This window comes from Oculatella sp. FACHB-28, assembly GCF_014696015.1.
Lineage (GTDB): Bacteria > Cyanobacteriota > Cyanobacteriia > Elainellales > Elainellaceae > JAAUTN01.
In genome coordinates, this window is the sequence record NZ_JACJPJ010000032.1 from 1 (window position 1) to 24,839 (window position 24,839).

General features: G+C 49.1%; 22 protein-coding genes and 1 pseudogene. 9 read left to right on the forward strand and 14 right to left on the reverse strand.

The features are described 5' to 3' along the window. Window positions 1–105: pseudogene (locus H6F88_RS02175) on the forward strand (IS1 family transposase); the annotation flags it as partial. A gap of 280 nt (window positions 106–385) precedes the next feature. Here the strand turns inward: H6F88_RS02175 and H6F88_RS02180 are convergent. Both H6F88_RS02180 and H6F88_RS02185 read right to left on the reverse strand, forming a co-directional pair. Beyond that, window positions 386–550: a hypothetical protein gene (locus H6F88_RS02180; protein ID WP_190641111.1), complete on the reverse strand. Its 165-nt coding sequence runs from the start codon at window positions 548–550 to the stop codon at window positions 386–388. Window positions 551–810: 260 nt separating this feature from the next. After that, on the reverse strand, window positions 811–1,050 hold the full coding sequence (locus H6F88_RS02185; protein WP_190641112.1) for a hypothetical protein: 240 nt from the start codon (window positions 1,048–1,050) through the stop codon (window positions 811–813). Between the two features lie 551 nt (window positions 1,051–1,601). On the opposite strand from H6F88_RS02185, the gene H6F88_RS02190 reads away from it, so the two are divergent. Then, complete coding sequence (locus H6F88_RS02190) at window positions 1,602–2,048, forward strand: DUF4383 domain-containing protein (RefSeq protein WP_190641113.1); 447 nt, start codon at window positions 1,602–1,604, stop codon at window positions 2,046–2,048. A gap of 469 nt (window positions 2,049–2,517) precedes the next feature. Here H6F88_RS02190 and H6F88_RS02195 read toward each other — a convergent pair whose 3' ends face one another. Next, a complete protein-coding gene (locus H6F88_RS02195) occupies window positions 2,518–3,648 on the reverse strand; it encodes a DUF1517 domain-containing protein (protein ID WP_206756419.1) in 1,131 nt (376 codons plus the stop codon). 181 nt (window positions 3,649–3,829) lie between these two features. Next, window positions 3,830–7,033, reverse strand: a complete 3,204-nt coding sequence (locus H6F88_RS02200) for an alkaline phosphatase (protein WP_190641115.1) — start codon at window positions 7,031–7,033, stop codon at window positions 3,830–3,832. A 603-nt stretch (window positions 7,034–7,636) separates the two neighbouring features. Here H6F88_RS02200 and apcD point away from each other — a divergent pair. Continuing rightward, window positions 7,637–8,122: an allophycocyanin subunit alpha-B gene (apcD, locus tag H6F88_RS02205; protein ID WP_190641116.1), complete on the forward strand. Its 486-nt coding sequence runs from the start codon at window positions 7,637–7,639 to the stop codon at window positions 8,120–8,122. A 138-nt stretch (window positions 8,123–8,260) separates the two neighbouring features. Continuing rightward, window positions 8,261–8,866, forward strand: coding sequence for a hypothetical protein (locus H6F88_RS02210; protein ID WP_190641117.1), 606 nt, complete (start codon window positions 8,261–8,263; stop codon window positions 8,864–8,866). Between the two features lie 334 nt (window positions 8,867–9,200). Here the strand turns inward: H6F88_RS02210 and H6F88_RS02215 are convergent, their stop codons facing one another. From H6F88_RS02215 to H6F88_RS02235, 5 genes are all read right to left on the reverse strand, one after another. Beyond that, window positions 9,201–9,494 carry a hypothetical protein gene (locus H6F88_RS02215; RefSeq protein WP_190641118.1) on the reverse strand — a complete coding sequence of 98 codons (294 nt, stop codon included), beginning with the start codon at window positions 9,492–9,494 and terminating at the stop codon, window positions 9,201–9,203. A gap of 114 nt (window positions 9,495–9,608) precedes the next feature. After that, window positions 9,609–10,874 (reverse strand): URC4/urg3 family protein, encoded by a 1,266-nt coding sequence (locus H6F88_RS02220; protein ID WP_190641119.1) that lies wholly within the window; start codon window positions 10,872–10,874, stop codon window positions 9,609–9,611. A gap of 349 nt (window positions 10,875–11,223) precedes the next feature. Continuing rightward, window positions 11,224–12,711: a phosphoglucosamine mutase gene (gene glmM, locus H6F88_RS02225; protein ID WP_190641120.1), complete on the reverse strand. Its 1,488-nt coding sequence runs from the start codon at window positions 12,709–12,711 to the stop codon at window positions 11,224–11,226. 311 nt (window positions 12,712–13,022) lie between these two features. After that, window positions 13,023–13,322 (reverse strand): hypothetical protein, encoded by a 300-nt coding sequence (locus H6F88_RS02230; protein WP_190641138.1) that lies wholly within the window; start codon window positions 13,320–13,322, stop codon window positions 13,023–13,025. A gap of 37 nt (window positions 13,323–13,359) precedes the next feature. Beyond that, window positions 13,360–13,953, reverse strand: a complete 594-nt coding sequence (locus H6F88_RS02235) for a DUF3177 family protein (RefSeq protein WP_190641121.1) — start codon at window positions 13,951–13,953, stop codon at window positions 13,360–13,362. A 169-nt stretch (window positions 13,954–14,122) separates the two neighbouring features. Here H6F88_RS02235 and H6F88_RS02240 point away from each other — a divergent pair, with 169 nt between their 5' ends. From H6F88_RS02240 to H6F88_RS02260, 5 genes are all read left to right on the forward strand, one after another. Next, window positions 14,123–14,860 (forward strand): histidine phosphatase family protein, encoded by a 738-nt coding sequence (locus H6F88_RS02240; protein ID WP_190641122.1) that lies wholly within the window; start codon window positions 14,123–14,125, stop codon window positions 14,858–14,860. Between the two features lie 349 nt (window positions 14,861–15,209). After that, window positions 15,210–16,178: a hypothetical protein gene (locus H6F88_RS02245; protein ID WP_242050358.1), complete on the forward strand. Its 969-nt coding sequence runs from the start codon at window positions 15,210–15,212 to the stop codon at window positions 16,176–16,178. A gap of 137 nt (window positions 16,179–16,315) precedes the next feature. After that, a complete protein-coding gene (secD, locus tag H6F88_RS02250) occupies window positions 16,316–17,728 on the forward strand; it encodes a protein translocase subunit SecD (RefSeq protein ID WP_190641123.1) in 1,413 nt (470 codons plus the stop codon). After that, window positions 17,725–18,687: a protein translocase subunit SecF gene (gene secF, locus H6F88_RS02255; protein ID WP_190641124.1), complete on the forward strand. Its 963-nt coding sequence runs from the start codon at window positions 17,725–17,727 to the stop codon at window positions 18,685–18,687. Before secD ends, secF begins: the two co-directional genes overlap by 4 nt. Before the next feature lie 2 nt (window positions 18,688–18,689). After that, entirely contained in the window at window positions 18,690–19,112 is a 423-nt protein-coding gene (locus H6F88_RS02260) for a hypothetical protein (RefSeq protein WP_190641125.1), read from the forward strand. Here H6F88_RS02260 and argF read toward each other — a convergent pair. The 5 genes from argF to H6F88_RS02285 all read right to left on the reverse strand — a co-directional run bounded on the left by argF (window position 19,109) and on the right by H6F88_RS02285 (window position 24,605). Continuing rightward, window positions 19,109–20,032 carry an ornithine carbamoyltransferase gene (gene argF / locus H6F88_RS02265; RefSeq protein ID WP_190641126.1) on the reverse strand — a complete coding sequence of 308 codons (924 nt, stop codon included), beginning with the start codon at window positions 20,030–20,032 and terminating at the stop codon, window positions 19,109–19,111. The genes H6F88_RS02260 and argF overlap by 4 nt on opposite strands. A gap of 150 nt (window positions 20,033–20,182) precedes the next feature. Beyond that, window positions 20,183–21,217, reverse strand: coding sequence for an ABC transporter substrate-binding protein (locus H6F88_RS02270; RefSeq protein WP_190641127.1), 1,035 nt, complete (start codon window positions 21,215–21,217; stop codon window positions 20,183–20,185). Between the two features lie 82 nt (window positions 21,218–21,299). After that, the gene (gene map, locus H6F88_RS02275; protein WP_190641128.1) at window positions 21,300–22,079 is read right to left on the reverse strand and encodes a type I methionyl aminopeptidase; all 780 of its coding nucleotides are present in this window, start codon (window positions 22,077–22,079) and stop codon (window positions 21,300–21,302) included. A gap of 132 nt (window positions 22,080–22,211) precedes the next feature. Then, window positions 22,212–23,609 carry a DUF3095 domain-containing protein gene (locus tag H6F88_RS02280; protein WP_190641129.1) on the reverse strand — a complete coding sequence of 466 codons (1,398 nt, stop codon included), beginning with the start codon at window positions 23,607–23,609 and terminating at the stop codon, window positions 22,212–22,214. A gap of 393 nt (window positions 23,610–24,002) precedes the next feature. Next, window positions 24,003–24,605 carry a superoxide dismutase gene (locus H6F88_RS02285; RefSeq protein ID WP_190641130.1) on the reverse strand — a complete coding sequence of 201 codons (603 nt, stop codon included), beginning with the start codon at window positions 24,603–24,605 and terminating at the stop codon, window positions 24,003–24,005. Window positions 24,606–24,839: the final 234 nt, after the last annotated feature.

Here is a 24,839-nt window from a genome sequence, read left to right on the forward strand (position 1 = left end):
CACCGTAAAACCTTGTGCTACTCCAAATCCCTTGAGATGTTGAAATGTTCACTCCGTTTGCTGCTTCACTATTTGAAGTATCGAGCTATTCCTCTACCTACTTAACCATTACGGTTTCAGCAACGCCCGTTTCTCTAAAAAGAGGCTACAGATGGAAGGGCACCCCGCTCTGCAGGGTGCCCTTCCATCTGTAGCCCTAATTTTTGGAATTGGTATATCCCCTCATTCTCCCATCCTCACCTCAACGTTTCAGATTTCTTGGTAACAAATATGTTTACTTGAGACAGAAGATTGTTATATAAACACTAGAAGTTCATGCACAAGCAATCTCGTAATAGAACTTTAGTGCAGCTGAAATATGAGTTTTCAGGGTTGCTATTTAGGTTTAATTTGCCTCCATCTCTGCGGCTAGACTATTGGGGAATTCTTTGCTGAGGAACTCTAGTTGGTTTTCGGCTTGCTCGATCCGTTCCATAGCAACAGCATCCGTGACGATCGCCTCTAACTGCCGCGAGAGCTGACCCTGGTCAGACTTGAGTCCAAAGGTCAATCAGGTGAGGGTACCTGTGAGAATGGCGATCGCATCTCCTGCTGCACCTGACCCAAAAATTTCGTTGCCTGAAAATCAGACTAAACGTTATACGACCAAGGTTGGTTGCTGCTGTTTTTGTTCGTCTCTTCTTGGATCAGGGTTATTAAAGTTGAAAGGATTGGGCGATCGCTCTATCAACTTCATATGAGCATCAACGTCAAACAGATGCCACACCCGTAACACGATTATTGCAGCAACCTACCTAGGCTAGCTGGAGATCAGAAGTCTCCATGAGCAGCCTGTGAGATGAACTCCAAACGCTTACGCTGCTCTAGCCACTGAAGACAAACCTGTTTGACTAACTGAACATCTTCGGCAGCTAACTGTTCATCGTCCTGTTCAGAAGCAAGAATCTGAGCCACTTTCACGGCTTGATCACGCGGTATACAAGCCTTAACTAGCTCAGATTGAAAAAGCTGCTCTTTCTCCTGGACGGACATCGGTAACCTTCGGTTCATAGCTTTTGCCTTGGAGTCACCTTCAAATCTTCTAAAGTGCCTTCAATAGATCCTATTTTTATAACTGACGCTGAACTGGTAGGACGAAGGACGACAAGCCAACCACAACCACAAGAGTTTAGCCGTTAACACGTTCTAATCTATCCGCTAAAAGGGTATATATGCTTACCACTTTAGATAGAGAAGATTTAGATCGATAACAAACTTCTTCGCCCTCAGTTTTGTAGGAAAACATCATAACAGCACGAAAAATAGTGATCTGTGGGTTTTGTAGTGCACATTTTTTGCCATTTCAGCTATGTACAGTGTGGCGCAAATAGCACTATCGAATTCGGATTGAGAAATGGTTTGACGCTATAGCAGACACATCCGTCCTATTCCTACCCAGAAGGGCGAGAGTTCTCTGTCGGAGGAGCGAAGTATCGAAGCAATAGGCTTTGTAGACTTTCAAAAGCTTCTGGTTAATGCTTCGCCCCTACAACCGGAATTGAAGCGTTTGACCAGTAAATGTTGAAAATCTTCCATCTCTTTACACTTTTAGGAGCTCAATTATGAAACCAGGACAATACTTTTCCCTGACCGTCGGTATCATCTTCTTACTTGTTGGCATAGCCGGATTTATTCCAAGCTTTGTTACTCCCCCTGCCGCTGACCCTGATATGGTGGGTCTCGGAGTCACTAATGGATACGGTTATCTAATGGGGTTATTCCCAATCAATGTTCTACATAACGTTGTTCACCTGACAGTAGGGCTTCTAGGAATTCTTGGCGCTACCTCATTGGGTAGTGCTCGTCTTTTTAGCGGAGTGCTAGCACTCTTCTATGGAACGCTAGCGATCTTGGGACTGTTTCCTGCGACTCAGTCCACCTTGGGTTTAGTCCCCATTTTTGGTAACGATGTCTGGCTACATGCACTTACCGCTGCGATCGCCACCTACTTTGGATTTTTTGCTACGCCCAACCTGGCAGAACTGGGTGAAGAAAGCATTCAAAATTAAGCTGCTACTTTCACTCTAAATGACGGGAAAAAAGAGGTTGGGCTTTGTCCAATCTCTTTTCTTTTGTTTTCAACTTCTTTTGTTCGGTGTTGAATCCTGCTAGACAAGATACTGTGTCCTTTGATTATTCGCGTAGAAGTTCCCACGTTTTGAGACCTCCTATGCCAAAGTGAGTGGGACTTACAGCAATTTCTCAATGGGTAAGCTATAGCGTAGGGGCGGTTCGCGAACTGCCCCTACAAAGTTTGTAATTCATACAAGTAGAAATTGCTGTAAAGTATGCGCGTAGTGCTATGAACACGACATGACATCGTAGGGGTGAGTTTGATAGACAAGGGAACTGAGGTTCAACAGCAAAACCTGCCCCGCCGAAAGTAATAGTTAATTGAAATGGTGCAAATCAGCTATGAGAGGCACAGCTCTTTAGGAACACACCTCTCACAACTTGCGTAGAATACAGCGAACAACATTACAACTGTGTCATGGTGGGGTACTCACTCAGTAACTCATCCCTAGAGAGAACATCTCTAGAATCTTGAGGTGACCACAGAAGCTCAAAGACCAACAGCTCATTCGCAGGAATAGCTCCTATGCGCTGTAGGGCAGCTTGCAGTTCAGTTGTAGAGTGAATTGCGCTCAATAGAGGACGATCGCCTCCAGTGCCTAACAGCAACGTAACAACAATATATCCACTGTCAGGATTATTCTCAGTGCTGAATTGGGCTGTCTGTCGATGTACCTGCCCTCCTACGTTAGCCAGAGTCTCTGAACCAAATTTGCTGCGCTCTTCAATCGAGAGTTGCTCAAATAAACGGCTTGCTTCTTGGCGGCTGTTTGCCGTTTGAGAATCGACTCGAACATGGCTCCAATATTCAGGCGATCGCAAGAGCGTCAACACGGTTTCCTGCAGCATTGCACCCAAGCCTTGCTTGGTTTGCAGGTTGTGACGAGTAGCAATTTGCTCAAGCGCTGCCTGAAGAGGGCGTGCCCCTGCCAACAGGGATACCTGAAGTCGGGTAACGGTAACAATGTCATTCAGAAGTTCTCCATTGGGCGATCGTCGGCCGGTTAATCGGTTGCCCGAACGGCTACTCAAGGTGTTAAGCCGCGATGCCATTAGGAAAAAGGGAGCAAAGAAGAATAAGGCGATCGCCGCCAAAACAAAGATAGGCGGAATGCCAATGCTAGCACTAGGGTAGCCCGGACCTGAATCGTAAGGTGAACCGTAGGGAACGGTATTCGGAAGGGGAACTACGACAGGCGGTTGACGGTAGCGATCGCGGGTGTAGTACGGATCTGATCGCCTGCTGGGATAACTGTAGGGATCATTGTAAGGTGAACCGTAGGGATCGCTGTAACCATAAGGATCACTTTGATAGGGCGGTTGTGCATAGCCCCCGCCTCCACCGTAACCTCCCCCATCGGGGATGGGTTCAGCGGGAGCAGGCTCATCAAATGACCCTCCTCTTGCCCGTCCTCCCGTTGTTGCCACGGCGCGATCGCTCGTATCTAAATATTCAGCAAGCGGCAAATGGGCACTGCCCACGTGGATAAGACCAAAGCTAAGGGCAGTTGCTCCTAGCAGCCGGAGTTTTGCCATGAATCCCATGAGACCATTCCTACCAATACCATTTGGCTCATGCTATGAAAAAATCCCAGCGCGCTCGTCTATTGAAGGAAGATATTGGATTGGAACTAAAGGTAGAAAGCTTTGCTTCGTTTGTCTTGGGATTAAGAGATGGAAGCGCGTTGTGCCTCCACCTCTTAATCAGGAATTTGTGCTACATCGTGACCAACGTGGTCTGTGCTGCTGCAATCAGCTCACTGCTGTTGATGCCACGCAGTGTCGCCAGTATGCTGTCATCAGCGCTAATGACCGTGCTGCCGCTACTTTGGGAGAACGAAAGCTGTTCATAGGTGACTCCGTTCATCAGGGCGATGAAATCTTCGCCAATGCGGAAGTCGCTAAACGTATCAGCATCCTCACCAGTAGCGATAACAAAGCGATCGCGGCCTTCCCCACCTAATAGGGCATCTTGCCCCAACCCCCCATAGAGCAAGTCATCGCCCGCATCACCATAGAGTTGGTCATTGCCTTCGCCGCTATAGAGCTGGTCATCGCCGCCCTGCCCAAAAAGGCGATCGTCGCCTTCACCGCCACTGAGAAGGTCATCGCCACCCGCATCATCGCCAGCCTGAACCGTGTTTAAGTCACCCCGGATCAGGTCATTGCCCTCCTCACCATAGAGAAAGTCATCATTGACTGAGCCTGCGATCGTGTCGTCGCCTTCATTACCCCGAACTAAGTCGCGATCGGGACCACCTAAGAGAGTTTCTGCCTGGGGAGTTCCTTCGACTAGAGTAGGCAAAGCATTCTGACCAAACAGCGTCCGGTACATCAACTCATAGATGTACGTATTTTCGTGAGAACTAGGCAAGTCTCCCGCATTCAAGCCATAGGTTTTGGTCAATACGCTGTCAGGAACATCGTTCAGCGTGGCATAGGCAATGCCAAAGGGGAACGTGTTTCCGTTAGCATCTTCAGCCGTGATAAAGGGTTCAGTGTTCCGTCCCTCTTGTCCATCAAGGGGCACTTCAACCGCATCAGAGTCATCAGGCAGGGTAGGGTTTACTTCAACCGTGCCGACGGGTTCATCTGCTTCATCAACGTCATAGACTTGAGGTCCACCCGCATTGCTATCAGCAGATGTAACTAGCAGCGTATTGGGGTCCTCATTGTTGATGAAGTCCATCGCTACGCCGATCGCATCATCTGCCCGTCGAGTTGCTTCAATCAGTCCACGACCGTTGTTGTTGTTACCAAAGTTATCGGTGCCTTCTTCTTCCAGCACCACCATGAAACCATCGGGGTCACGGTTCAGGATGGGCAAGGCTGCTTCTAGCATTTCGGCAACGGTGGGTGGGTCTTCGTTGCCTGGTTGTCCATAGTTGTCTAATCCTGCTTCCGCGTTGGCTTCTTCGGTCGTGTCATTGTAGGTATCTTCTGCCGCAAATATGCCTAGGACCTTGGTCGTGTCTTCAGAAAGGTTTTGTAGTTGCTTACGGTTGTAGACTACTGTGTAGCCTAAATCCTCAGCTTCCTCAATCAGGTTGCGTCCGTCGGTGCGAGTACCCTCTTCACCAAAGAAGCCTGTAGTTCCTTCTGGCAAATAGTCTGTTTCACCCCCACCTAAAATAACGTCAACACCCGATTCCACAATTTCTGCGGTGATAGCTTCGGTTTCACTGCGGCTTTCCACATCGGCTAAAAAGACCCCTGTACCGGGTTCTGCGATGAAGCCAGAGTTGATTACAGCAGTCGCTTTACCAGCGGCGATCGCCTCCTCCATGATGGTCAGGCCCTGTTTCCCAGAGCGTGAAATTACGGGTTCACCCTGTTCATCTAACCCGTAGGAATCGGCTTGAGGCGTAGTGCCCATTGAGTGAACGACTGCTCCGGCATTGGAACTGGGGGTCAGTTCATCTTCGATGCTGTTGATGTAAACGCCTGCATCAGACATCATGTCCCAGTTGAGGCGACCGTCGGGACCTTCTTCCTCTAACCGAGCCAGGGTGAAGTAGGCTGGGGTGGTGCCATCGGGGTGAATGAAGATGACGTTGCCCGTGTCCTCAGTAGTGGCAGGAGCAGAGAGAGGTTCCGGCGCTTCAACAGGAGATGGCAGGGCTTCATCAAACAGCGTTTGATACATCAACCGATAAATTGTTGTGTTGTCGTGGGTGCTGGGCAGCAAATCGGAATTTAGCCCATAAGCTTTGCTGACAACGTCAGAGCCAAAGTCTGGTAGCCCTGCATAAGAAATGCCATAGGGAAAGCGAGTGCCGTCTTCATCAGGTCCGGTAACAAATGGTTCTGTGTTGCGTCCTTCCTCACCATCAAGGGGCACTTGAATAGCATCGGAGCGATCGGGCTGAGTGGGGTTTACGGGAGTAGTGCCAACGTTGCCACCCGCTTGAACGTCTACATCGGTGGTTTGCAGTCCGCCTGCATTGCTGTCTGCGGTAGTGATTAACAGCGTGTTTGGTCGTTCGCTGTCAATGAAATCTTGAGCAACGCCGATCGCCTGATCTGCCCGAATCGCAGCTTCTACAACACCCCGACCGTTATTGTTGTTGCCAAAATTGTCCGTTCCTTCTTCTTCTAGAACGACAAAGAAGCCATCCTCATCCGCAGCCAAAATCGGGAGAGCCACCTCCAGCATTTCAGCAACGGTAGGCGGGTTAAGATTTCCCGGTTGCCCATAGTTCTCTAGTCGCTCAGCAGCGTTGGCTTCCTCGGTGGTGTCATTGTAGGTGTCTTCTGCCGCAAAAATGCCCAGGACTTTGTCGGTGCCCTCGGGCAAACTTTGCAATTGCTCACGGGTGTAGATCACCGTGTAGCCCATCTCCTCAGCTTCTTCAACTAGGTTGCGTCCATCGGTGCGGGTGCCCTCTTCGCCAAAAAAACCTATGGTTCCTTCGGGTAAATAGTCGGTTTCGCCGCCACCCAGGATGATGTCAACGCCCGATTCAACAATTTCTGCGGTGATGGCTTCGGTTTCGCTACGGCTTTCTACATCGGCAAGAAAAACACCTGTTCCGGGTTCTGCAATGAAACCAGAGTTAATTACAGCGGTTGCTTTGCCAGCGGCGATCGCCTCCTCCATAATTGTCGTTCCCTCATCAGTCAAACCTTCTTGAGCAGAAAGGGAGGTAATCGAGTTGCCTTCTTCGTCTAATCCGTAGGAATCTGCTTGAGGCTTTACCCCATAGGCATGAACAACTGCACCCGCATTCGAGGTTGCTGTGAGCTGATCTTTGATGTGCGATAAATAGGAGCCAGCGCTATCCATCCGATCCCAGTTAATGCGACCATCTGGACCCGCAGTCTCATAACGAGCCAAAGCATAGTGAGAGGGCGTAGTGCCATCAGGATGAATGAAAATGACGCTGTTGTTATTTGGAGTATTGCTGCTGTTATCTGACATGGTATTGTCTGGTGTAGAAATTAAGAGTGGATTGAGCAAACCATCGTTAATTCGTTGAGCGTCATCAAATCGCCACTAAGTATTTCTGCTTGTCCAAACATGTCCTATTCCTGAGACTGAGGCACAGCAAAGCTTCCGTGAATCTCGCAGAGCTTCACAGGCTGCAATGACTACAATGCGGGTGTGTAGCCTTTAGTTTGAGCTCAAATTTTTAGGAGTAGCCGTGTTGGAGATGAGGGAGTCGGGTTAAGTGAGCGGTCAACATGTACAAGGATCAACCCGCTACGTTAAGAAATGCCCCTAGTAGGACGTTAAGAGTAAGTAAAGCTTGACGGATCTCCGTCTACAGTCATAGAAAGGTCGAACTTGAAATGTAAACAAGCTAACAGCAGTTTTTCACAAATTATTCAAGATTTCTGAGCTTAAGATTTCTATATGTTGCGAGATAGTCACTCTCTACTCATAAAATCTTAGGATCTGTTCTGGTCGGGCAATCGTTTGCGCTTGAATGGTTTTTCCGCCACGCCCGCTTTCTTTACGTCCCCTAGAATCGTTAAAATACAAGCGATATCTGAGTCAATGTAACTAAATCACCGCCATATTATGAGTGTAGTTAGCCAAGTTATTCTCAACGCCGACGATGAACTCCGCTATCCTACTAGCGGCGAACTTGAAGGTATCAAAGAGTTTTTGCAGACCGGGGAGCAGCGAATTCGGATTGCTGCTGCCCTTTCTGAGAATGAGAAAAAGATTGTGCAAGAAGCCAGCAAGCAGCTTTGGAAAAAGCGCCCTGACTTTATTGCTCCAGGCGGAAATGCTTATGGCGATCGCCAGCGTGCCCTCTGCCTGCGCGACTACGGCTGGTATTTGCGCCTAATTACCTACGGAGTTTTGGCGGGCGACAAAGATCCAATTGAGAAAATTGGGCTAATCGGCGTGCGTGAAATGTACAACTCACTGGGTGTACCAGTTCCTGGTATGGTTGAGTCGATTCGCTGTCTTAAGAGAGCTTCGCTCAGCTTGCTCACTGAGGACGATGCTAAGGAAGCCGCGCCTTACTTTGACTACATCATTCAAGCAATGTCGTAGCGTTGACACGAACCTAAAAATTAACTAAATTTGGCTCCCCACGTTTTGTAGAAATCCTGGCCGCTAATGGTCAAGCTTTTTACAAAATGCGGGGAGATTTTGATCTCAAGCTAAGTTAAAAAAACTCCAACAAAGCGCATGAAACTGGGAAAAGTAGTCAAATCAAATTCTCACTGTGACTATGTCGTGCAGCTAGACGACAAACTAGAGGTGAGCAATCCGCCTCAGGCAGAGGACTATGGATTTGGCAGCTTTGTCAAACTGGAAGAATTAGGCGGACGGCACTGGGCAGTCGGGTTAATTTACAATACTCAACTGTTTAATCCCACGTTTCTCAGCAATGGTCCCCGTCTTTCTAGCGAACCAGACCCTCTGTTTGCGCCGGATTTAGTCAACGAAACCCGAACTTTGCTGGGCACGGTTTTGGTTGGGACGCTGGAGGTGGAGGACGATCGCACCTATGGAGTTCATGGAATTCCCCGCATCGTTGTTCCGGTCAATACTCCCGCATACAAAATGTCCGAGGCTGAGGTGCATCAGTTTCACCGGAATCAGATGCAGCGTCCTCAGTTTTGCTATTACAGTCACTTGCTGCGCTGCGGCGGCAGTTTTGCGGCTCAACTCACCCAACAGGTGCTACAAGAGTTGGCAGACAGCAATCTGTTCCCAGATGCCGATCAGCGAGCTTTAGAAATTCTTTGCAAAGAGTTGTCCTGGAAGAATACGATGGGAGCAATGCGCTAGAGACTGTTTGACTAGAGCTCGCTAAAGTTACTATTGCTTACCAAAAGTCGAATTTTCCCAATCGACTGTAAAGTACGCGCAAAGTAAGCACTGTGTGTTGCCAGGTGTTTCAAAAGGGTGCGGTTTCTATTCGGGCTGCGCTAGGCTAGGAAAAGCTAATAAAAAACCGACAGATTCCGTACGGAGACTGTCGGTCAGTCGTGTGTTCCCTGTTGATGACTCGGCTAGAGTTGAGTCTCCTACAGTATGTCTGGACTTAGATAGGGCGATCGCGATCCTGATCAGCTTCAGCCGTGATTCTGATCACAGATTGTCTTCGCTCTATCGTCTCCCTTTAAAGGCGAGGGTTCACATCTCTAGCCATCTCGCGATACTGCTCTGGGTCACTGTCCGGTCCGGTTTCCAAGGGGGTAGCTTCAGGCTCAGGCAAATTTTGCTTTGGAGCAGTGGCGGCTTTGGCGGCTTCGCTGCCCGCCGCGGTTTGGTCAATTTCGCTGGTGCTAAAGGCTTTCGAAGCCTCATAATCATCCTGAACGTTCACCTCAGGCTGTTTTTCATTACCAGCAGCAATATTCTCAACGGCTTGTTGAGCATCAAAGTTTTGACCTTCTTTAGGAGATTCAGGCATAAAAGACTCCGATAGTGTTTATGTATTAGCAGAGCCATCCTACCGAGTCCGATCGCCCTTCTCTAATATCCCTGGGAGAGATTCGACCTCTCTCTTCAGACGGGAATTGAGCAATCAAAAAACGGTGCCATCGCTCTCCAGTTGAATCGGTGGAGTGCCGCCTCTGAGCGTTGCAGCAATCTGTCGTCCTGCACTCCAGGTACCGCCCTGTAGAACTTTGACTAGGGGCAGGGTCGTTTCTTCCATCCCTAGTTTGGTACGAATGGCTGTAGCAATGTGGTCTAGCAAAATAACAGTTAGCGATCGCCATTCAACAATCACTTCGGACTGTGGTAGATGTGGGGTTTGGGTGACAGCCGCATGTTTTGCCTGTAACAGTCCCAAGTCCAAACACAATCCGCCATTGCGGTATTCGGGCAGACCGGTGAGCTGGTCTAGCCCAGTAATTTCTAATCCCAGTTCTTGCAAAGGCTCTAGGAGGGAGTAGGTCAGCCATTGAGAAAGCTTGTGAAAGGGCACGAGCTGTGAACCGAATCCCGTATCGCGTAGGGCTGAGTGAGCCCACACGTCACCCAGATTGACGTGGGCGATCGCAATTCGTCCTGCCCAAATGTCACCCAGTCCAGCCAAAACCGCCTGTAGAACCGCATTAGTGGGCAGTTTTCCATTTACTGCCTGATTCACCAGATAGCGCACTAGATGTCCGGGACGCGGTTGCTCGCTGCCAAATAGCTCAGAATGTTGCGATAGGACTTTGCCCAGGTTTCGCAGTAGGTTCAAGCGTCCCTGCAATCCGACTAAGGGATTCTCGTCTGTAACCTGAAAACCTTGTGTTAAGTCGGATTCGGTTAACTGCTGTAGTCCTGCTGCGTCTGCCTGTAGGGTTTGGCGATCGCTGGAAAACAGCCCATCACAAAATAGGTTGAAGCTGGCAACTGCCAAACCCTCAGAGCGGCAAAATACTTCACCCGTTTCTGACTCGATGTACTGCCAGGTGGCTCCAGCTCCAGCGTCAAGCAGCACGCTGATTATCGCCAGGTCAAACTTTGCCTCTGCTTTTTCAATCGGGGAAAGGTGAGCAAGACGCTGATCGAGCTGCGCCAAACGCTGCTTTCTTGTGCCTACTTCAAAGTGTCGCCAGCGGCTATGGAATGGAATTTGCAGGTCAGGATAGACTTGCTGTGTCACCTGAATCACGTAGTCGGCAACAGATTCCAACTTGCTCAAATCACAGCGAAAATGCTGAAGCTGATCCTGGCACGCCAGGTCAAAAAGCTGTCCGCACCGTTCCCGAATTGCTGCTGGAGAACGCAGGTAAGCAATCGCCTCTCGCTCCACTGCTGATAAGTTCCCTGTGTTGACGTCCGTGTTGGCATCCATAGATTTATCACCCCTAAACGAGGACAGCTTACCGCGCCGCAAGGTCATACCCGTTTAAGTCATACCCGTTTAAATTGTGTTGTGCAATTCAATCCTGTAGGGGCAGTTTGCAAACTGCCCCTACAGAAAGATCTACAACAAATAAAAATCAAACTGGGATTAGCTTAGTCAGGGACTAGGCTAGCTTACCGCGTCGTTAAGCCAGCTTGTCCGTAAAGTAAGCCAGGTTATCTCGCCAGGAAGCTGGCTTAGCTGGGGATTGAGCTAACTTAGCGGGACACGAAGCTAGCCTACCTAGAGGTGAAGTTAACCCAGCGTGCAACGAAGCCAAAGTGGCTACATTGCGAGATCAGTTTGCGTACTGTTGAACGGCTAGCACCAGTTTGTCTGTCCAGTGCTGCACCAGTTCAGCGTCGGCTGCTTCCACCATTACCCGAATCACGGGTTCCGTGCCGGAGGCTCTGACGAGAATGCGGCCGCGATCGCCCATCTCGGCTTCTGCCTGAGCGATCGCCTGCTGTAAGCAGGCATTGTCCTTCCAGTTGAGGCGGCGATCGCGGTCTTCTACGCGCACATTCCGCAGCAGTTGCGGATAGGTTTGAAAGCTCTGATCAACCATTTCAACAAGGGAAACGCCAGATTGACGCACGATAGTAGCCAAATGCAGCGCCGTTAGTAACCCATCACCTGAGACACTGTAATGCGGACAGAGAATATGACCAGACTGCTCACCGCCCAGCATATAACCGTGTTTCACCATTTCTGCATGAACGTACTGGTCGCCTACGGCAGTGCGAATGAGCTTACCGCCTTGCCGCTCCCAGGCGCGTTCAAAGCCCAGGTTTGCCATTACGGTCGAAACGATGGTGTTGCCGGGAAGCCGGTTTTGCTGGCGCAGAGTTTCGCCCCAAAAATAAAGAATGTAGTCGCCATCTACAACGCGTCCCTGAGCATCGACTGCCATAGCCCGGTCTGCATCACCGTCAAAGGCTACGCCCAAATCGGCATCGTGTTCTTGAACAGCAGCTTTGAGTGACGCAAGGTGGGTAGAGCCGCAGTTGACATTGATGCGATCGCCATCTGGGTAGTCGTGCAGACAAATTACGTCTGCCCCCATTGCCTCAAAGACTGCTGGGGCTAACTGTGCTGCTGCGCCCCAAGCCAGATCTAGCACGATTCGCATTCCTGTCAAGTTGCCGTGGGGAATCAGCGGTTGCTGAAGCGACTCGACATACGCTTTTACCAGTTCTGGTCGGTGATAGTGCTGTCCTGGCTGAAAAGCAAGCTGTTTTTGCTGGCTAGCCCAACCGCCTTCACCCCGCAGCGCGGATTCAATTTGGGTCTGCAATTGGGGTGAGAGCTTAGTGCCGTTTGCGGCAAAAAACTTAATGCCGTTGTCTTCGGGGGGATTGTGGCTCGCAGAAATCATCACGCCGCCAATCGCCTCTGACGTGCTGGTCAGGAAAGCCACGGTAGGCGTAGGGCACAATCCCAAATTCCAAACTTCTAGACCCGCTGCGGTCAATCCAGTAGACAACGCAGTCGCTAACATCGGGCTAGAGTTACGAGAATCTTGTCCCAGGATGATCAGCCCCGGTTTTGCTGTAGTTGCCTGCAATACTCGACCGGCCCAAAACCCCACCTGTAGTGCTAGGGGCACGCTCAGCAAGTCATCCACTTGCCCACGAATGCCGTCCGTCCCAAATAGCTTTGTTGCAGGTAAAACGAGAGGTTCCCAATCCGCGCTGTGCAGCGTCACGGGTTGAGTTGCAGTAAAACCTGAGTTAGTCTGACTGGGACGGGATGTCCAGTCAGAGGATACAGAAGATAAAACCATATCAGACACTCCACACATCTCACACACTGGAGCATACCACCTTCGTAAAGATCCCTAAATATTTCCGATGAGAGAGCCACAATTCGTGCTTGCATTCTTCTCATCCTGAATAGTTGCAGTGGATTACATCTCTCTAAAGGTTTTTTCTCAAGAGGACGCTTCCCGTTGAACACACTCTTGTACAGACGAAATGAATTGCGCCTCATCAGGATCAATTCGTGTGGAGACGTAAACCTGTGAGGACGTAAATAGGACGCACTTCGGTGCGTCCTATTTAAAAATTCAAATCTAAAAATTCAAAATAAATTGTCTTACAGCCCGACTTCTGCCAGGAGCGATCGCATTTCTACCCAGGTCAACCCCTGCTGAATGTAGTGAGGAATTTGGGGGTTGTAAGGACTTTCTACTCGATCGATTGAGATGATTTCTGCCTCATCCGGTAAGACTGGAATATCTGGGTCAGCGGCAGTCGGGTGCATCAGCGAACTGGAAAAGCCCCTGAAAATTGCGATTTGGTCAGCCTCTCCGGCGATCGCCACTTCTACCAGCAGCACTTCATCTGGACGTTTAATCGTGTATTGTTCCAGTCGATGCCCCACGCCGCGCTCCATATGCTTCACCTCTGCTTATTTGCGCTTATCAATGGATCTACTGCTGCACCGCAGAACGTCCCTGTTTGCCCAACCTGACCAGAACAAAGTAAATCAGATACAGCATGTAGATAATCAGTCCAACAATTCCCAGAAAACCGAGGAAACCGGGAGCCGAGTTGGCGTGAAAGAAATCTTTGTAAATCAGAGGAGCTTCTAACCAGACCTGACAAATCGGCAAGCCAAATGTTTCTCTCGACAAGGCACAGCGCACAAAAGGAACGGTAGCGATCGCTGCCACAATGCTATAGACGGTCACTGCCCAACGCCAAGAGGTAAAGGTCAGCTTCAACGGCTTGATGGGCTGGTCGTCAATTTCTTCATTTAAGTCCACCCAAAACCAGAGGCAAATGGGGATCAGAACTGTCGCTATCAAACCGGCGATGAAACCGACTAAAATTCCCCCAATCATCAGATAAACCGTGATAGCTAACAGGCTAGCAACACGCCAGTAGATTAGCAGGAGCCGCTGCATCGGTTCATTCTTTTGCACAAATGCCCAGATCAAAAGAATCAGGGGAAATAGAACCGTAAATAGAAGAGCCAGTCGGTAATCAGTCCAAACGAGCGATCGCAGAAGTTCCTCTTGCATAACTTGCCTAACTTAATGTCCCAGAAAAACCCAAAACTTCCGATTTTTCCACACTCCAGCGTAACATTCTCAGCTTCATCCCGATTTCCCCTACCCCTAACTCAGGAAATCGTACATACTCAATCAATACGCTCGTCCCAACTTCTAATCATTTCATTTCAAGAGAACCATGAAGCTGATCAAGCTTCTATTTATCCGACATGCTCAATCCCTTGGCAATCGGCAGAAACGAATGCAAGGGCATGGCGATTTTGAGCTTTCAGCCGAAGGAGTAGAGCAGGCAAAAAAGCTGGCTCAGCGGTTGGTGCTGGAACATAAACGTCCCAGCTACATCTACAGCAGTCCTCTCAAACGAGCAGCCCAAACTGCAGAAATTTTGCTTACCCATGTTTTGTCTGCGACTGCTGCATCTTTCAAGAGTGCGTCCAGCCTGAATCCGGTTTCTAGCTCAACTCCGGATGAAGCTAAGCTCCTTAGTCTTCAGGTGGAGTACGCCGATGAGTTGAAGGAATTTCAGAACGGAATTTTTGAGGGATTGACCTGGGCTGAGGCAAAACAGCGCTATCCGGCTCTATGTGAAGCGCTGGAAAATTCTCCAGATTGGATTCAGATTCCCGGCGCAGAGTCGCTGCAAGAGGCTCGCGATCGCGCCCGCCGATTCATCCAAACTCTGCTGACTCGCCATACAGAAGACACGCAAATTTGGGTTGTCACGCATAGCTGGATTTTGCAGCATTTGATCGCAGAATTATTGGGAAGCGATCGCTCCTGGCGACTGCACGCCCACAACACCGCCATATTCGAATTTTGGCTCGACCGCTCCCGCTGGCATCACACCAATCAAAACCGCCTCAACACTGACCTGTGGCAAATTCGTCGCTTCAATGATTATCGCCATCTAGGTTAACTGGACAAGCTTGCAATGCTGTTTGAATAACCTTGAGGAGATCTAGTGCGACTAGTTCCACCAGCAGCTTGCAACGAATATAACGGTTCTTGCTTGAGTGGAATACAAAGCACGGCATAGAGCAGTGGCGCAATGCACTACTGCTCTATGCCGTGCAATTGAGAATTGATATAGATGCTGCCATGAAGGCGATCGCTAAAACTGTTACTGACGTTCACGAAGGCGATAAACGGAGATACTCTAACATCCGGAGATTATTAAAAATCAGTAACGCTTAGGGCCTGACCGTGCGATATTGTTAAGGCAAATATGGGGTATTCTCAAATACCTAACTCATTGCTGAATCACCATGCCAACCATGGTCAATCCAATGGACGACATCGCTAGACAAGCTCGTCAGGGCAGCGTCGCCGCGATCATTCAAGTTCTCAACGAAAAGCTGACAGACTCTGGTGTAAGAACCAGGGCCATTTTGGCTGAAGGGATTTTACAACTCTTGTGTGAAGCCCCTCGTCTCGACCAGCTAGAAAAGCCTGTCCTAGTCAACCAAGTTCGTCAGATTCTAGAATCACTTCAGCCTCGCGGCATTCGGCGCGTCAGAATTAACAGCCGCATTGTGCGAGAACAGCAACTCCTATGGTTAGAAGAAATTAACCGCGATCCAGAGAACCAAGTGCTTTGGTCAGAAGAAATTCGTCTATCCAAGGTAAATCCGTTACAGCGACTCTCCCAAGATTGGAAAACTCAAAAAACAGAGTCGAGTAAATCCTTACCCAAGACAGTAAAATCTTCAACTCTGCGTGAAAAACGGCAGTTTTTTCGTGGCATCTTAGGGGGAGCTGTTCTCTGCTTGCTGCTGCTACTGGGGGGAGGGTTACTCTACAGCCAATTGGGGTTCGGGCTGCTAAATCAAATTCAACCGGATGGGTTGGGAGAGTCTGAAGCTAGACAAGAAGCTACAAGCGTTGCCAGTCCTCCGCTTGATGCTCCAGACTCCTCAGCGGAGGCTCAGCCAGAGAACGAAGCTTCAGGCTCAGCGGCGGTTACTCCATCGGGAGACCCGTTTGTCGAAGCAGTTAGGCTGGCAGAACGGGCAGCAACAGAGGGTCAGATCGCTCAGTCTTCCGCTGATTGGCTGGAGTTAGCAACCTACTGGCAGCGGGCTTCTGACTTGATGGCTCAAGTTGCTCCTGGAGATGGGCGTTACCAAACGGCACAAAACCGGATGCAGGTCTATCGGCAAAACAGTGAAGCAGCGCTTCAGCAAGCTCAGAGCAAGCGCACCCAGCCAGAGCAGGCTACTCAAACAGGCAACTAAGCCTACTAGACTGGCAAAATCCAGCTATCATAGCGTGGTGGTGGTATTTAAACAGTGTTTTCAGTAGCGTTTCAAGTTGACGCTGCTCAAATTTCTGTGCTGGCACCTCTACAACGTTCGTTGCAGCAACTGAAGATATGGGCAGACAACGGTTACTTTTGGCGGTGATTTTGGCGCTGGCATTTGCTGCCGCGGTAGTGATTGTAGCGGTGCCAGTGCGGTTAGGGCTAGATTTGCAGGGTGGGTCACAACTGACGCTTCAGGTAAAAACGACTGAGGCTGTCCCAGAAATTACGCCAGAAAAGCTGGAGGCAGTCCAGCAGGTGGTAGAAAATCGGATTAACGGACTGGGTGTAGCTGAAGCCGTAGTGCAAACAGCAGGCGAAGACCAGCTTTTGGTACAGCTACCGGGAGTCAGCGACCCTGAGCAGGCAGAACGAGTTTTAGGTGGCACGGCTCAGCTAGATTTTCGCTCTCAACGTCCCGGCACGGAACAGCAGCTTGGAATCACTTTTCAAGCCCAGCAGCTTTTGTTAGCTGAGAAAGAGAGAATTCGAGACGGCGGAGATGAGGAGGCGATCGCCCAAAACCAGGAGGCTCTCGATCAAAGCAATGTGGCGATCGCTCAATTCTTTGACAAAACTGGGCTAACAGGCGACATGTTGCAAAATGCTTTTGCAGCCCCCATTGGCACCAATTCCTGGGAAGTTGGGCTCGAATTTAACCAAGAAGGCGGTGAAAAGTTTGCCCAATTGACCAAAGGTATTGCCGGTACAGGACGGACTCTAGGCATTTTCCTGGACAACGAGCTGCTGAGTGCCCCAACGGTTGCCGTTGACTATGCCCAAACAGGCATCACGGGCGGAAGGGCCAGTATCACCGGCAGATTTGATGCTCAAACCGCAAGTGAGTTAGCCGTTCAGTTGCGAGGGGGGGCTTTGCCCGTTCCCGTTGAAGTGGTTGAAAACCGGACTGTTGGTGCAACTCTGGGACGAGATAGTATCCAGCGCAGCATCTATGCAGGAATCGGCGGCTTGCTGCTGGTGTTGATTTTTATGGTGGTTTACTACCGTTTACCTGGTTTAATCGCGGATATCGCTCTGATCATCTACTCAATTCTCACCTTCGCCATCTTCAGTTTGCTGAACGTAACGTTGACGCTTCCTGGAATTGCAGGATTTATTCTCAGCATCGGCATGGCAGTTGATGCAAACGTGCTGATTTTTGAGCGTACCCGTGAAGAGTTGCGGGCAGGAAAGACGCTCTATCGTTCTGTTGAAGCGGGATTTTACCGTGCTTTCTCTAGCATTCTCGACAGTAATGTCACCACTTTGATTGCCTGTGGTGCCCTGTTTTGGTTAGGCGCAGGTTTAGTCAAAGGATTTGCACTGACGCTGGCGATCGGTGTTTTAGTCAGTATGTTTACAGCGCTGACCTGTAGCCGGACTTTGTTATTGGTGGCGCTAGGATTTCCGGGGTTACGGAAGCCCAAGTTGTTCTGCCCTAACCTGCCCACTTCCACCTCATCTCAGGCAGGAGTAACGTCATGAAGCTACAGGTAATTCGACAGCGATCGCTCTGGTGGACGATTTCCTCGGTGATTATCCTGAGCGGTATTGTCGCAATGGTAATTTCTTGGAATCAGATCGGTTCTCCTTTGCGTCCCAGTCTCGACTTTGTTGGAGGCACACGCCTACAGCTAGAGCTAGACTGCACCCAACCCAACAATTGCGATGACCCGATCGAGCCAGGAGAAGTCCGTCAGGTTCTAGCAGAGCAAGATTTGGGCAGCAGCAGCATTCAAGTCTTGGGAGACGAGCGGCACGCCCTCTCCATTCGTACCAGTGTGCTAGATGTCAATCAGCGAACTCAACTGCTAAGTGCGTTAAGTGAACAGATTGGTACCTTTGACCCTCAAGCCACCCAGATTGACACCGTTGGACCTACCCTGGGTCGTCAACTTCTCTCTTCAGGGTTATTGGCGCTGGTTGTTTCCTTCGTTGGCATTACGGTTTATTTAAGTCTACGATTCCAACTGGATTACGCCGTTTTTGCCATTGTTGCGCTATTCCACGATGTGTTAATCACAGTAGGAATTTTTGCCATTCTGGGATTAACCATTGGCGCTGAGGTAGACAGCTTGTTTATCGTGGCTCTGCTGACTATCGTAGGCTTTTCGGTGAATGACACCGTTGTGATTTATGACCGAATTCGCGAAACGATGCAGCAGGAGCCAAGTCGCAATATTAACGACATTGTAGATGACGCGGTAAATCAAACTCTGACGCGATCGATCAATACTTCGGTTACAGTGCTGTTGACCCTTTCCTCAATTTTCTTGTTTGGTGGAGAGACATTAAAGTATTTTGCCCTGGCATTAATTATTGGGTTTACGATGGGTGCTTATTCCAGCATCTTTATTGCGAGTACTTTACTCGCTTTGTGGCGAGAGCGTTTTGGGCAACCAATTCCTGTCCCTTTAGATTCTTCTAGCTCAGACGATGCCTGACCATGGTTGAGTCCGAATCTTCAGCCCAAGACCATCCTCTGCGTTATGATCCGGCTTTTCGGCGGGAGCTTGAGCGGCTACATCGGCTCACGGTTTATGGCAGGTGGGGAACGGTTTGTTTGCTGTGGCTACTGTTGGCTCCGCTGAGCCTATGGAGCTTGCGCTCGGAGTTTGTGCTGTGGATGGACTACTTCACTTGGACGGCTGTTCGCTATACGATCGCCTACAATCCCATCCAAGCCTTTTTTTTGTCATTGTGTATTGGTATCACGGTCGCGGTTTTGTTGTGGCAGAGCCGCAACATTCTTTGGGGAATCTCCGACCGCCAAACCAAACGCCTAGAAAAACAGCTATTGCAAATTCGCCAACAGGGCCCAAGTCACCCGCTCTGGCGCTGGGTGACGAATGAGCGTTCAGCGCCTTAGTCAGCGCCTAACAAACTGACCAACAGTGCCTTTTGAGCATGAAGGCGGTTTTCTGCCTGATCCCAAATCTGCGAGTGGGAGCCTTCCATCACCTCTTCGGTAATTTCTTCGCCTCGGTGGGCAGGGAGACAATGCAGCACGATCGCCTTGGGATCAGCGATGTCCAGCAGTTGTTGATTGACCTGATAGGGTTGAAAGACGGGAATGCGAGTAGCTGCCAAGTCTTCCTGTCCCATGCTGGCCCAGACATCTGTGTAAAGAACGTGTGCGCCATCCGCTGCTGCTGGATCGGAAGTGAGTAGGATTTGGGTGCGATCGCCTGCCAACTTCTTTGTTAACTGGACGATTCCCTCATCTGGCTGATACTCGGCTGGAGTCGCCACCCTGACATTCATTCCCACCAGCGCACAACCCAACATCAAGGAGTGCGCTACGTTATTGCCATCGCCTAAGTAGGTCAACGTCAGCCCCTCCAAACCGCCAAACTGTTCTTGAATGGTCAGTAGATCTGCCAAAACCTGACAGGGATGCTCTAGATCAGTTAACGCATTGATGATCGGAATCTGGGAATAGTGGGCAAAAGTCTCTAACTCCTGCTGTTCATACGTCCGAATTGCCAAAATATCAAGATATCGGTCCAACACTCGCGCTGTGTCAATCGTTGGCTCCCCCCGGCTAACCTGCGTAGTGCTGGTGTTGAGGTCAATCACCTGCCCACCCAGTTGATACATTGCCACCGAAAAGCTAACGCGAGTTCGAGTAGAAGCCTTCCGAAAGAGTAGCCCTAAAACCTTGCAGCAGCGGGAGCGAGCTTTTCCTGCCTTTAAAGCTGCTGCCAAATCTAAAAGACCTAATACTTCATCAGTATTTAGGTCAGCTAAACTGAGCAAATCCCTTCCCTTTAGCGCTTCTACACTCATCCCTACGTCCCCAGTAAAACTGTCCTAAAAACCCTACCAGATATTTTCAAAGCAAAATCAAGTTAAGTCCGTTATTTTTGCAAATTTGTGAGGTTACCATTCCTCGTTTGTTCTTTGGCGTTTGAGAACGTCCAATGACTCATGACTTCTTCAAGTGCTCTCTTGAATCGCAAGCACAAATTGCGGATCTAAGCGATCAGACAAGTCAGGAATCTGGTCAATTTGTTCCTGATTTTTGAGGAAGTTTGCTAGATCATGCATTGGTCTTAAAACATAGAGACTGCTGTCAGGATTGTTGAGCATCTCGATGTTTGCGTTCAAGTCCGCCAGCTTAACTCCTTTTAACTGTTCGCCTAGATCTTGTGGAGTTAACTCTAGCCGCTCAGCGGCGATCGCCAACCCCTCGTCAGGATTAGTGGTGAGGAATTCTAATCCTCTAAGATTGCCTTGAATAAAAGCGGCGATCGCCGCCGAATTGTCTGAGATTGCCCCAGTGTTAAAGATGAATAAATCAGCGATCGCCGTCGGTGTTGCTAACTTTGAACTGTCATAGATAATCCGCCCATCTGACTGAGCCTGCTCTGCTGTAAACAGAAACGGCGCATAAGTGACAGCAACCCCAACATTGCCAGATTGATAAGCCGCCGCTGCCGCATCTGGCGTAACATTAACCAGCGTTACATCCGCTTCGGATAATCCCGCTTCAGACAACACTTCAAGTAAAAAGAAATGGCTGACTCCACCGATTTCAACCGCGATTTCTTTACCTTTGAAGGCAGCAATATCTGGAATGCTATTTCGAGCAAGAATGCCGTCACCTCCATTAGAAGTATCCACGACATAGACTACCCGGTAGTCTGCCCCATTCGCCGCAAGCAAAACCGCCTCCGATGGCACCAGTGAAAGACCGTCGATCTGCCCTGCGGCAAAAGCAGCACTGGCATCTGTCCCAGAGCTAAACACCTTCACATCCAGATTTAGCCCCAATTCCTCAAAAAATCCTTTTTCCTGAGCAATATACAGAGGGCTATAGCCAATCCAGGTGACGATTCCCACTGCAGCAGAGGTAGAATCTGCTGCGGTCTGAGAGGGTTGGGCAGCCTTAGTACAGGCATGAAGAGCAATTCCCCCTGCAGCGCCAGAAATAAGCTGTAAAGCCTGCCGCCTAGTCCAACTTGATCCCATGAACGTGACCGCCTTTGCGCTAGGTTCGCCAAAAGCATCATGACATTTGGGTAAGTAATTTGTGTAATCTAAGCTACACCCATCAGGATGTGACTAGAGCGGGATGTAAGGTGAGAATTTCAACCCCATCTTCAGTGACAGCGATTGTATGCTCAAACTGAGCCGAAAGCTTGCGGTCTTTGGTCAAGGCTGTCCATTTGTCAGCCATCACCTCAACTTCCCAAGTCCCTTCATTAATCATTGGCTCAATCGTGAATACCATCCCGGGTCTCAACTTTTTGCCTTTGCCTCGGGTGCCGTAGTGCGGAATTTGGGGAGCCGTGTGGAAAATACGGCTGACTCCGTGTCCAACAAAGTCTCGAACGACTGAGAAACCTTCTGCTTCCGCATATTCTTGAATGACTGCCCCAATATCACCAATACGGGCACCAGGTTTCACTGCTTTAATGCCCCGGTTTAGGCATTCTTCAGTAACTTCAACTAGCTTTCTAGCAAGGGGAGAAGGTTCACCCACAAAAAAGGTGCGGGAGGTGTCGCCGTGATAGCCATCCAGAATTGGAGTGACATCAATGTTGATGATGTCACCCTCTTTTAAGATTTGCTTGGCATTAGGAATGCCGTGACAGACGACCTCGTTAATGCTGGTACAGATAGATTTTGGGAAACCGTGATAGCCCAGCGGAGCGCTTTTAGCACCATGTGCTTGAGTCCAGCGTTCAGCTTCATCGTTCAGGTCTAAGGTGCTAACTCCAGGCTTTACCATCGGGGCGAGGTGGTCAAGGAGTTCAGCCGCCAGTTGTCCAGCCCGACGCATTTTATCAATTTCTCGGCTCGACAACAAAACAATGGGTTCGTTATCCATGAATTTCTAGCTACTATGTTTCCCTTCTTTTACTTTAACCTGCTCTCATTGGACTTCTCGCAGATTGAAGGTTTTGGCTTGGATCAGTGACGCTTACCGGACTAGCTTTTCCGTTGGTGAGGCGTAACATATTTAGCAGGAAATGCAGCTGTTTGCTTTACCTTCATGTGGGTCTAATGTGCATGAATTTAGTGCATTCGACCACAGGGGACTGGTCTGCAACAGGTCAGGTTGAGAGAACAAGCCAGATTGAGGAAACAGATCGGGTCGAGGAGAGTAGCCACGTGCATCTCGCCGCCGCATCATTCTGACAAACGTACTCCAGTTCAGCGCTTTTTGTTTCATTCTTTCTTTTAGCGCTTTTGCTGCAAGCGTATAGCCACCGTCTGCTCCGTCTACAAAATGCACCTGAGGACCGTTTCGCTCAAATACCATGCAGGTCATTAATGCGCGATCGGAGGTATACGTCCCGTATACTAGTTTGCCTTGCTTGTATTTTGTTTCCAAGTAGCTATTTAGTGCCTCCCGTTGCGCGGCTGTGCCTGAAATCACCATCCGTAGCATGTCGTCAAACTTTTTATAGTCAGTTGCGCCAACCACGATGTCTTTGTATGTGCCCCAATCCATTTCCCCTGCCTGAGTTTTGAAATGCATTAGGAACAAACCTAAAAGGTTTTCTAGCTGAATTTTCCATAAATACAGCTGTTTATGAAACCGACTGCCTGATTTTGCCCGTAGTTTGGTTTCCTTTGAAAGCTTTTTGGAGCTGAATGTTAAGTTAAGCGTCTTGCTATGAACGGGACGATAGCTTACTTCATCGCCATAAATCTGCTGAATTTTATTGATAATTTCAGCGTAGAGGCTTGCTAAGTTTTCGCTGCCATAGGCAGTTGCCATGACTATTAGGCTGACAAATTCTCCATGCTGACTAGGAATGTCTTGCCAACGACACTCTAATCCAGACAGATCTACATCTGCGAAAGACTTTTCAGGTGTAATCCTATAAACTTCTGTAGCATTTGGGTCTTTCAAAAGCTCTGTTGCGTAGGTTAACCCGCCTCCAATGAAAACGCTTTGGCTGTAGTTTTCTGAGACTTTTAGTTTGGCAACCTTTACGTCGTAGTTAGCGGCGATCGCCACTGACACTGGCACGATTCCGACGCGTAAATCCATCCCAAATTCTTGAACTGCCAACTGTTGTACAACGCTCAAAGCCTGTTTTGTTTTAGCAAAAAGACTCGGTGGAATCAGAATTGTTGCCCCATCTCCACCAAACACAAACGGAATATCGGTTGTGTTCTTATGACTATTTGCTCCATTTCCCAATGTGTTTAGCACTGCAACAATCGAGCAAGCGCCCAGCAGGTTCACATCCTTGTAGTGCCCTGACTCAATTGCCTTAGTTGATTCAACAATGTCAGTAATCACGATGTACCAGTCTTCTGGCACGGGTATGAAATTGCTGGAATTGGTGATATCCAGAAAGTCCGTTAAAGTTGGAAGTTCTGAGTAGAAGTTTGCTGTAGACATGCTTTTGTCCTGATCTTGAATCAAACTGCTGGATCGCGATTCAAGCACCCAATAAAAGTCATTAAAGCAGTCGTTGCTCTGCTGACGGTATATTCTAAAGTTAGAAACAAAAGGTGAAGAACTAGAGAAAATAACTGAATTTCTTTTGGAGATTTTGGGCTGGCTTCAGAGAAAATCGCAAACGGCATCAATACTATTATGGCAGTTCACTTACTTCAGCATCTATGTGGGACTACGTAAGTCAGTGGAACTTGAATAGAAGCAAAATTTCCTGCTAGGATACGCTCCACTTCGGGAGCAGTGCGTACAGCATTGTCCTATCAAAAAAATGGGGTGAGTTCAAAGCTCTCACCCCATTTTGTTCTAGATTAAGGCGATCAACGCTATAACCGTCTATTTAGCAGCAGCAAATTGTTCTGCTACATAATCCCAGTTGATCAAGCTGTCTACGAAGGTTTTAGCGTAGTCTGGGCGACGATTTTGGTAGTCGAGGTAGTAAGCGTGTTCCCAGACATCCATCGTCAGCAGCGGAACCTGACCCAGAGCGATCGGGTTTTCGGCGTTGGGGGTTTTGGTTACTTTCAGGGTGCCCTTGTCTAACACGAGCCATGCCCAACCGCTACCAAACTGGGTGCCACCCGCTGCAAGAAACTCTTCTTTGAACTTGTCGAAGCTGCCAAAGTCAGCGTTGATTTTGTCGGCTAGCGCTCCAGTGGGAGTACCACCGCCATTAGGCTTCATGCAGTTCCAGTAGAAGGTATGGTTCCAGGCTTGGGCTGCGTTGTTAAAGATCCCGGTTTTACTAGAGTCGCCGTAGGTTGCTTTGATCACTTCTTCGATCGACTGACTAGCAAGTTCTGTTCCTTCAACCATCTTGTTGAAATTGGTCACGTAGGCAGCGTGATGCTTATCGTGATGAAACTTCAGGGTATCTGATGAAACATGAGGTGCTAAAGCTTCGTAATCGTAAGGTAGGGGGGGAAGTTCGTAAGCCATGTGTTCGTGCTCTCCTCTTCAAAGGTTTTCGGGATCTAGAGCTGAAAAGCTTGATAAAACTTGCCAATGGACTGGAGCGATCGCTCTGACCATTGCAGCGCTATCGATAGGATTTTATATCAAAAGTTCTCCCAATAGATAGAGCTACAGAATACTAAACCCTTTCAGAACGGTGGAGAAGCTTTGATTCACGAGGGAAAACGCAATTGGAACTTTTGATAGATTTCTCTTTCA

Excerpts from the sequence above, each read along its gene's own strand:
- H6F88_RS02245 (WP_242050358.1), top strand. The coding sequence starts at position 15,210 with ATGCCAACCATGGTCAATCCAATGGACGACATCGCTAGACAAGCTCGT.
- H6F88_RS02260 (WP_190641125.1), top strand. The coding sequence starts at position 18,690 with ATGGTTGAGTCCGAATCTTCAGCCCAAGACCATCCTCTGCGTTATGAT.
- secF (WP_190641124.1), top strand. The coding sequence starts at position 17,725 with ATGAAGCTACAGGTAATTCGACAGCGATCGCTCTGGTGGACGATTTCC.
- map (WP_190641128.1), bottom strand. The coding sequence starts at position 22,079 with ATGGATAACGAACCCATTGTTTTGTTGTCGAGCCGAGAAATTGATAAA.
- H6F88_RS02210 (WP_190641117.1), top strand. The coding sequence starts at position 8,261 with ATGAAACTGGGAAAAGTAGTCAAATCAAATTCTCACTGTGACTATGTC.
- H6F88_RS02230 (WP_190641138.1), bottom strand. The coding sequence starts at position 13,322 with ATGGAGCGCGGCGTGGGGCATCGACTGGAACAATACACGATTAAACGT.
- H6F88_RS02215 (WP_190641118.1), bottom strand. The coding sequence starts at position 9,494 with ATGCCTGAATCTCCTAAAGAAGGTCAAAACTTTGATGCTCAACAAGCC.
- apcD (WP_190641116.1), top strand. The coding sequence starts at position 7,637 with ATGAGTGTAGTTAGCCAAGTTATTCTCAACGCCGACGATGAACTCCGC.
- H6F88_RS02185 (WP_190641112.1), bottom strand. The coding sequence starts at position 1,050 with ATGAACCGAAGGTTACCGATGTCCGTCCAGGAGAAAGAGCAGCTTTTT.
- argF (WP_190641126.1), bottom strand. The coding sequence starts at position 20,032 with ATGAGTGTAGAAGCGCTAAAGGGAAGGGATTTGCTCAGTTTAGCTGAC.
- H6F88_RS02195 (WP_206756419.1), bottom strand. The coding sequence starts at position 3,648 with ATGGCAAAACTCCGGCTGCTAGGAGCAACTGCCCTTAGCTTTGGTCTT.
- H6F88_RS02220 (WP_190641119.1), bottom strand. The coding sequence starts at position 10,874 with ATGGATGCCAACACGGACGTCAACACAGGGAACTTATCAGCAGTGGAG.
- glmM (WP_190641120.1), bottom strand. The coding sequence starts at position 12,711 with ATGGTTTTATCTTCTGTATCCTCTGACTGGACATCCCGTCCCAGTCAG.
- H6F88_RS02270 (WP_190641127.1), bottom strand. The coding sequence starts at position 21,217 with ATGGGATCAAGTTGGACTAGGCGGCAGGCTTTACAGCTTATTTCTGGC.
- H6F88_RS02200 (WP_190641115.1), bottom strand. The coding sequence starts at position 7,033 with ATGTCAGATAACAGCAGCAATACTCCAAATAACAACAGCGTCATTTTC.
- H6F88_RS02285 (WP_190641130.1), bottom strand. The coding sequence starts at position 24,605 with ATGGCTTACGAACTTCCCCCCCTACCTTACGATTACGAAGCTTTAGCA.
- H6F88_RS02240 (WP_190641122.1), top strand. The coding sequence starts at position 14,123 with ATGAAGCTGATCAAGCTTCTATTTATCCGACATGCTCAATCCCTTGGC.
- H6F88_RS02280 (WP_190641129.1), bottom strand. The coding sequence starts at position 23,609 with ATGTCTACAGCAAACTTCTACTCAGAACTTCCAACTTTAACGGACTTT.
- H6F88_RS02190 (WP_190641113.1), top strand. The coding sequence starts at position 1,602 with ATGAAACCAGGACAATACTTTTCCCTGACCGTCGGTATCATCTTCTTA.
- H6F88_RS02235 (WP_190641121.1), bottom strand. The coding sequence starts at position 13,953 with ATGCAAGAGGAACTTCTGCGATCGCTCGTTTGGACTGATTACCGACTG.
- secD (WP_190641123.1), top strand. The coding sequence starts at position 16,316 with ATGGGCAGACAACGGTTACTTTTGGCGGTGATTTTGGCGCTGGCATTT.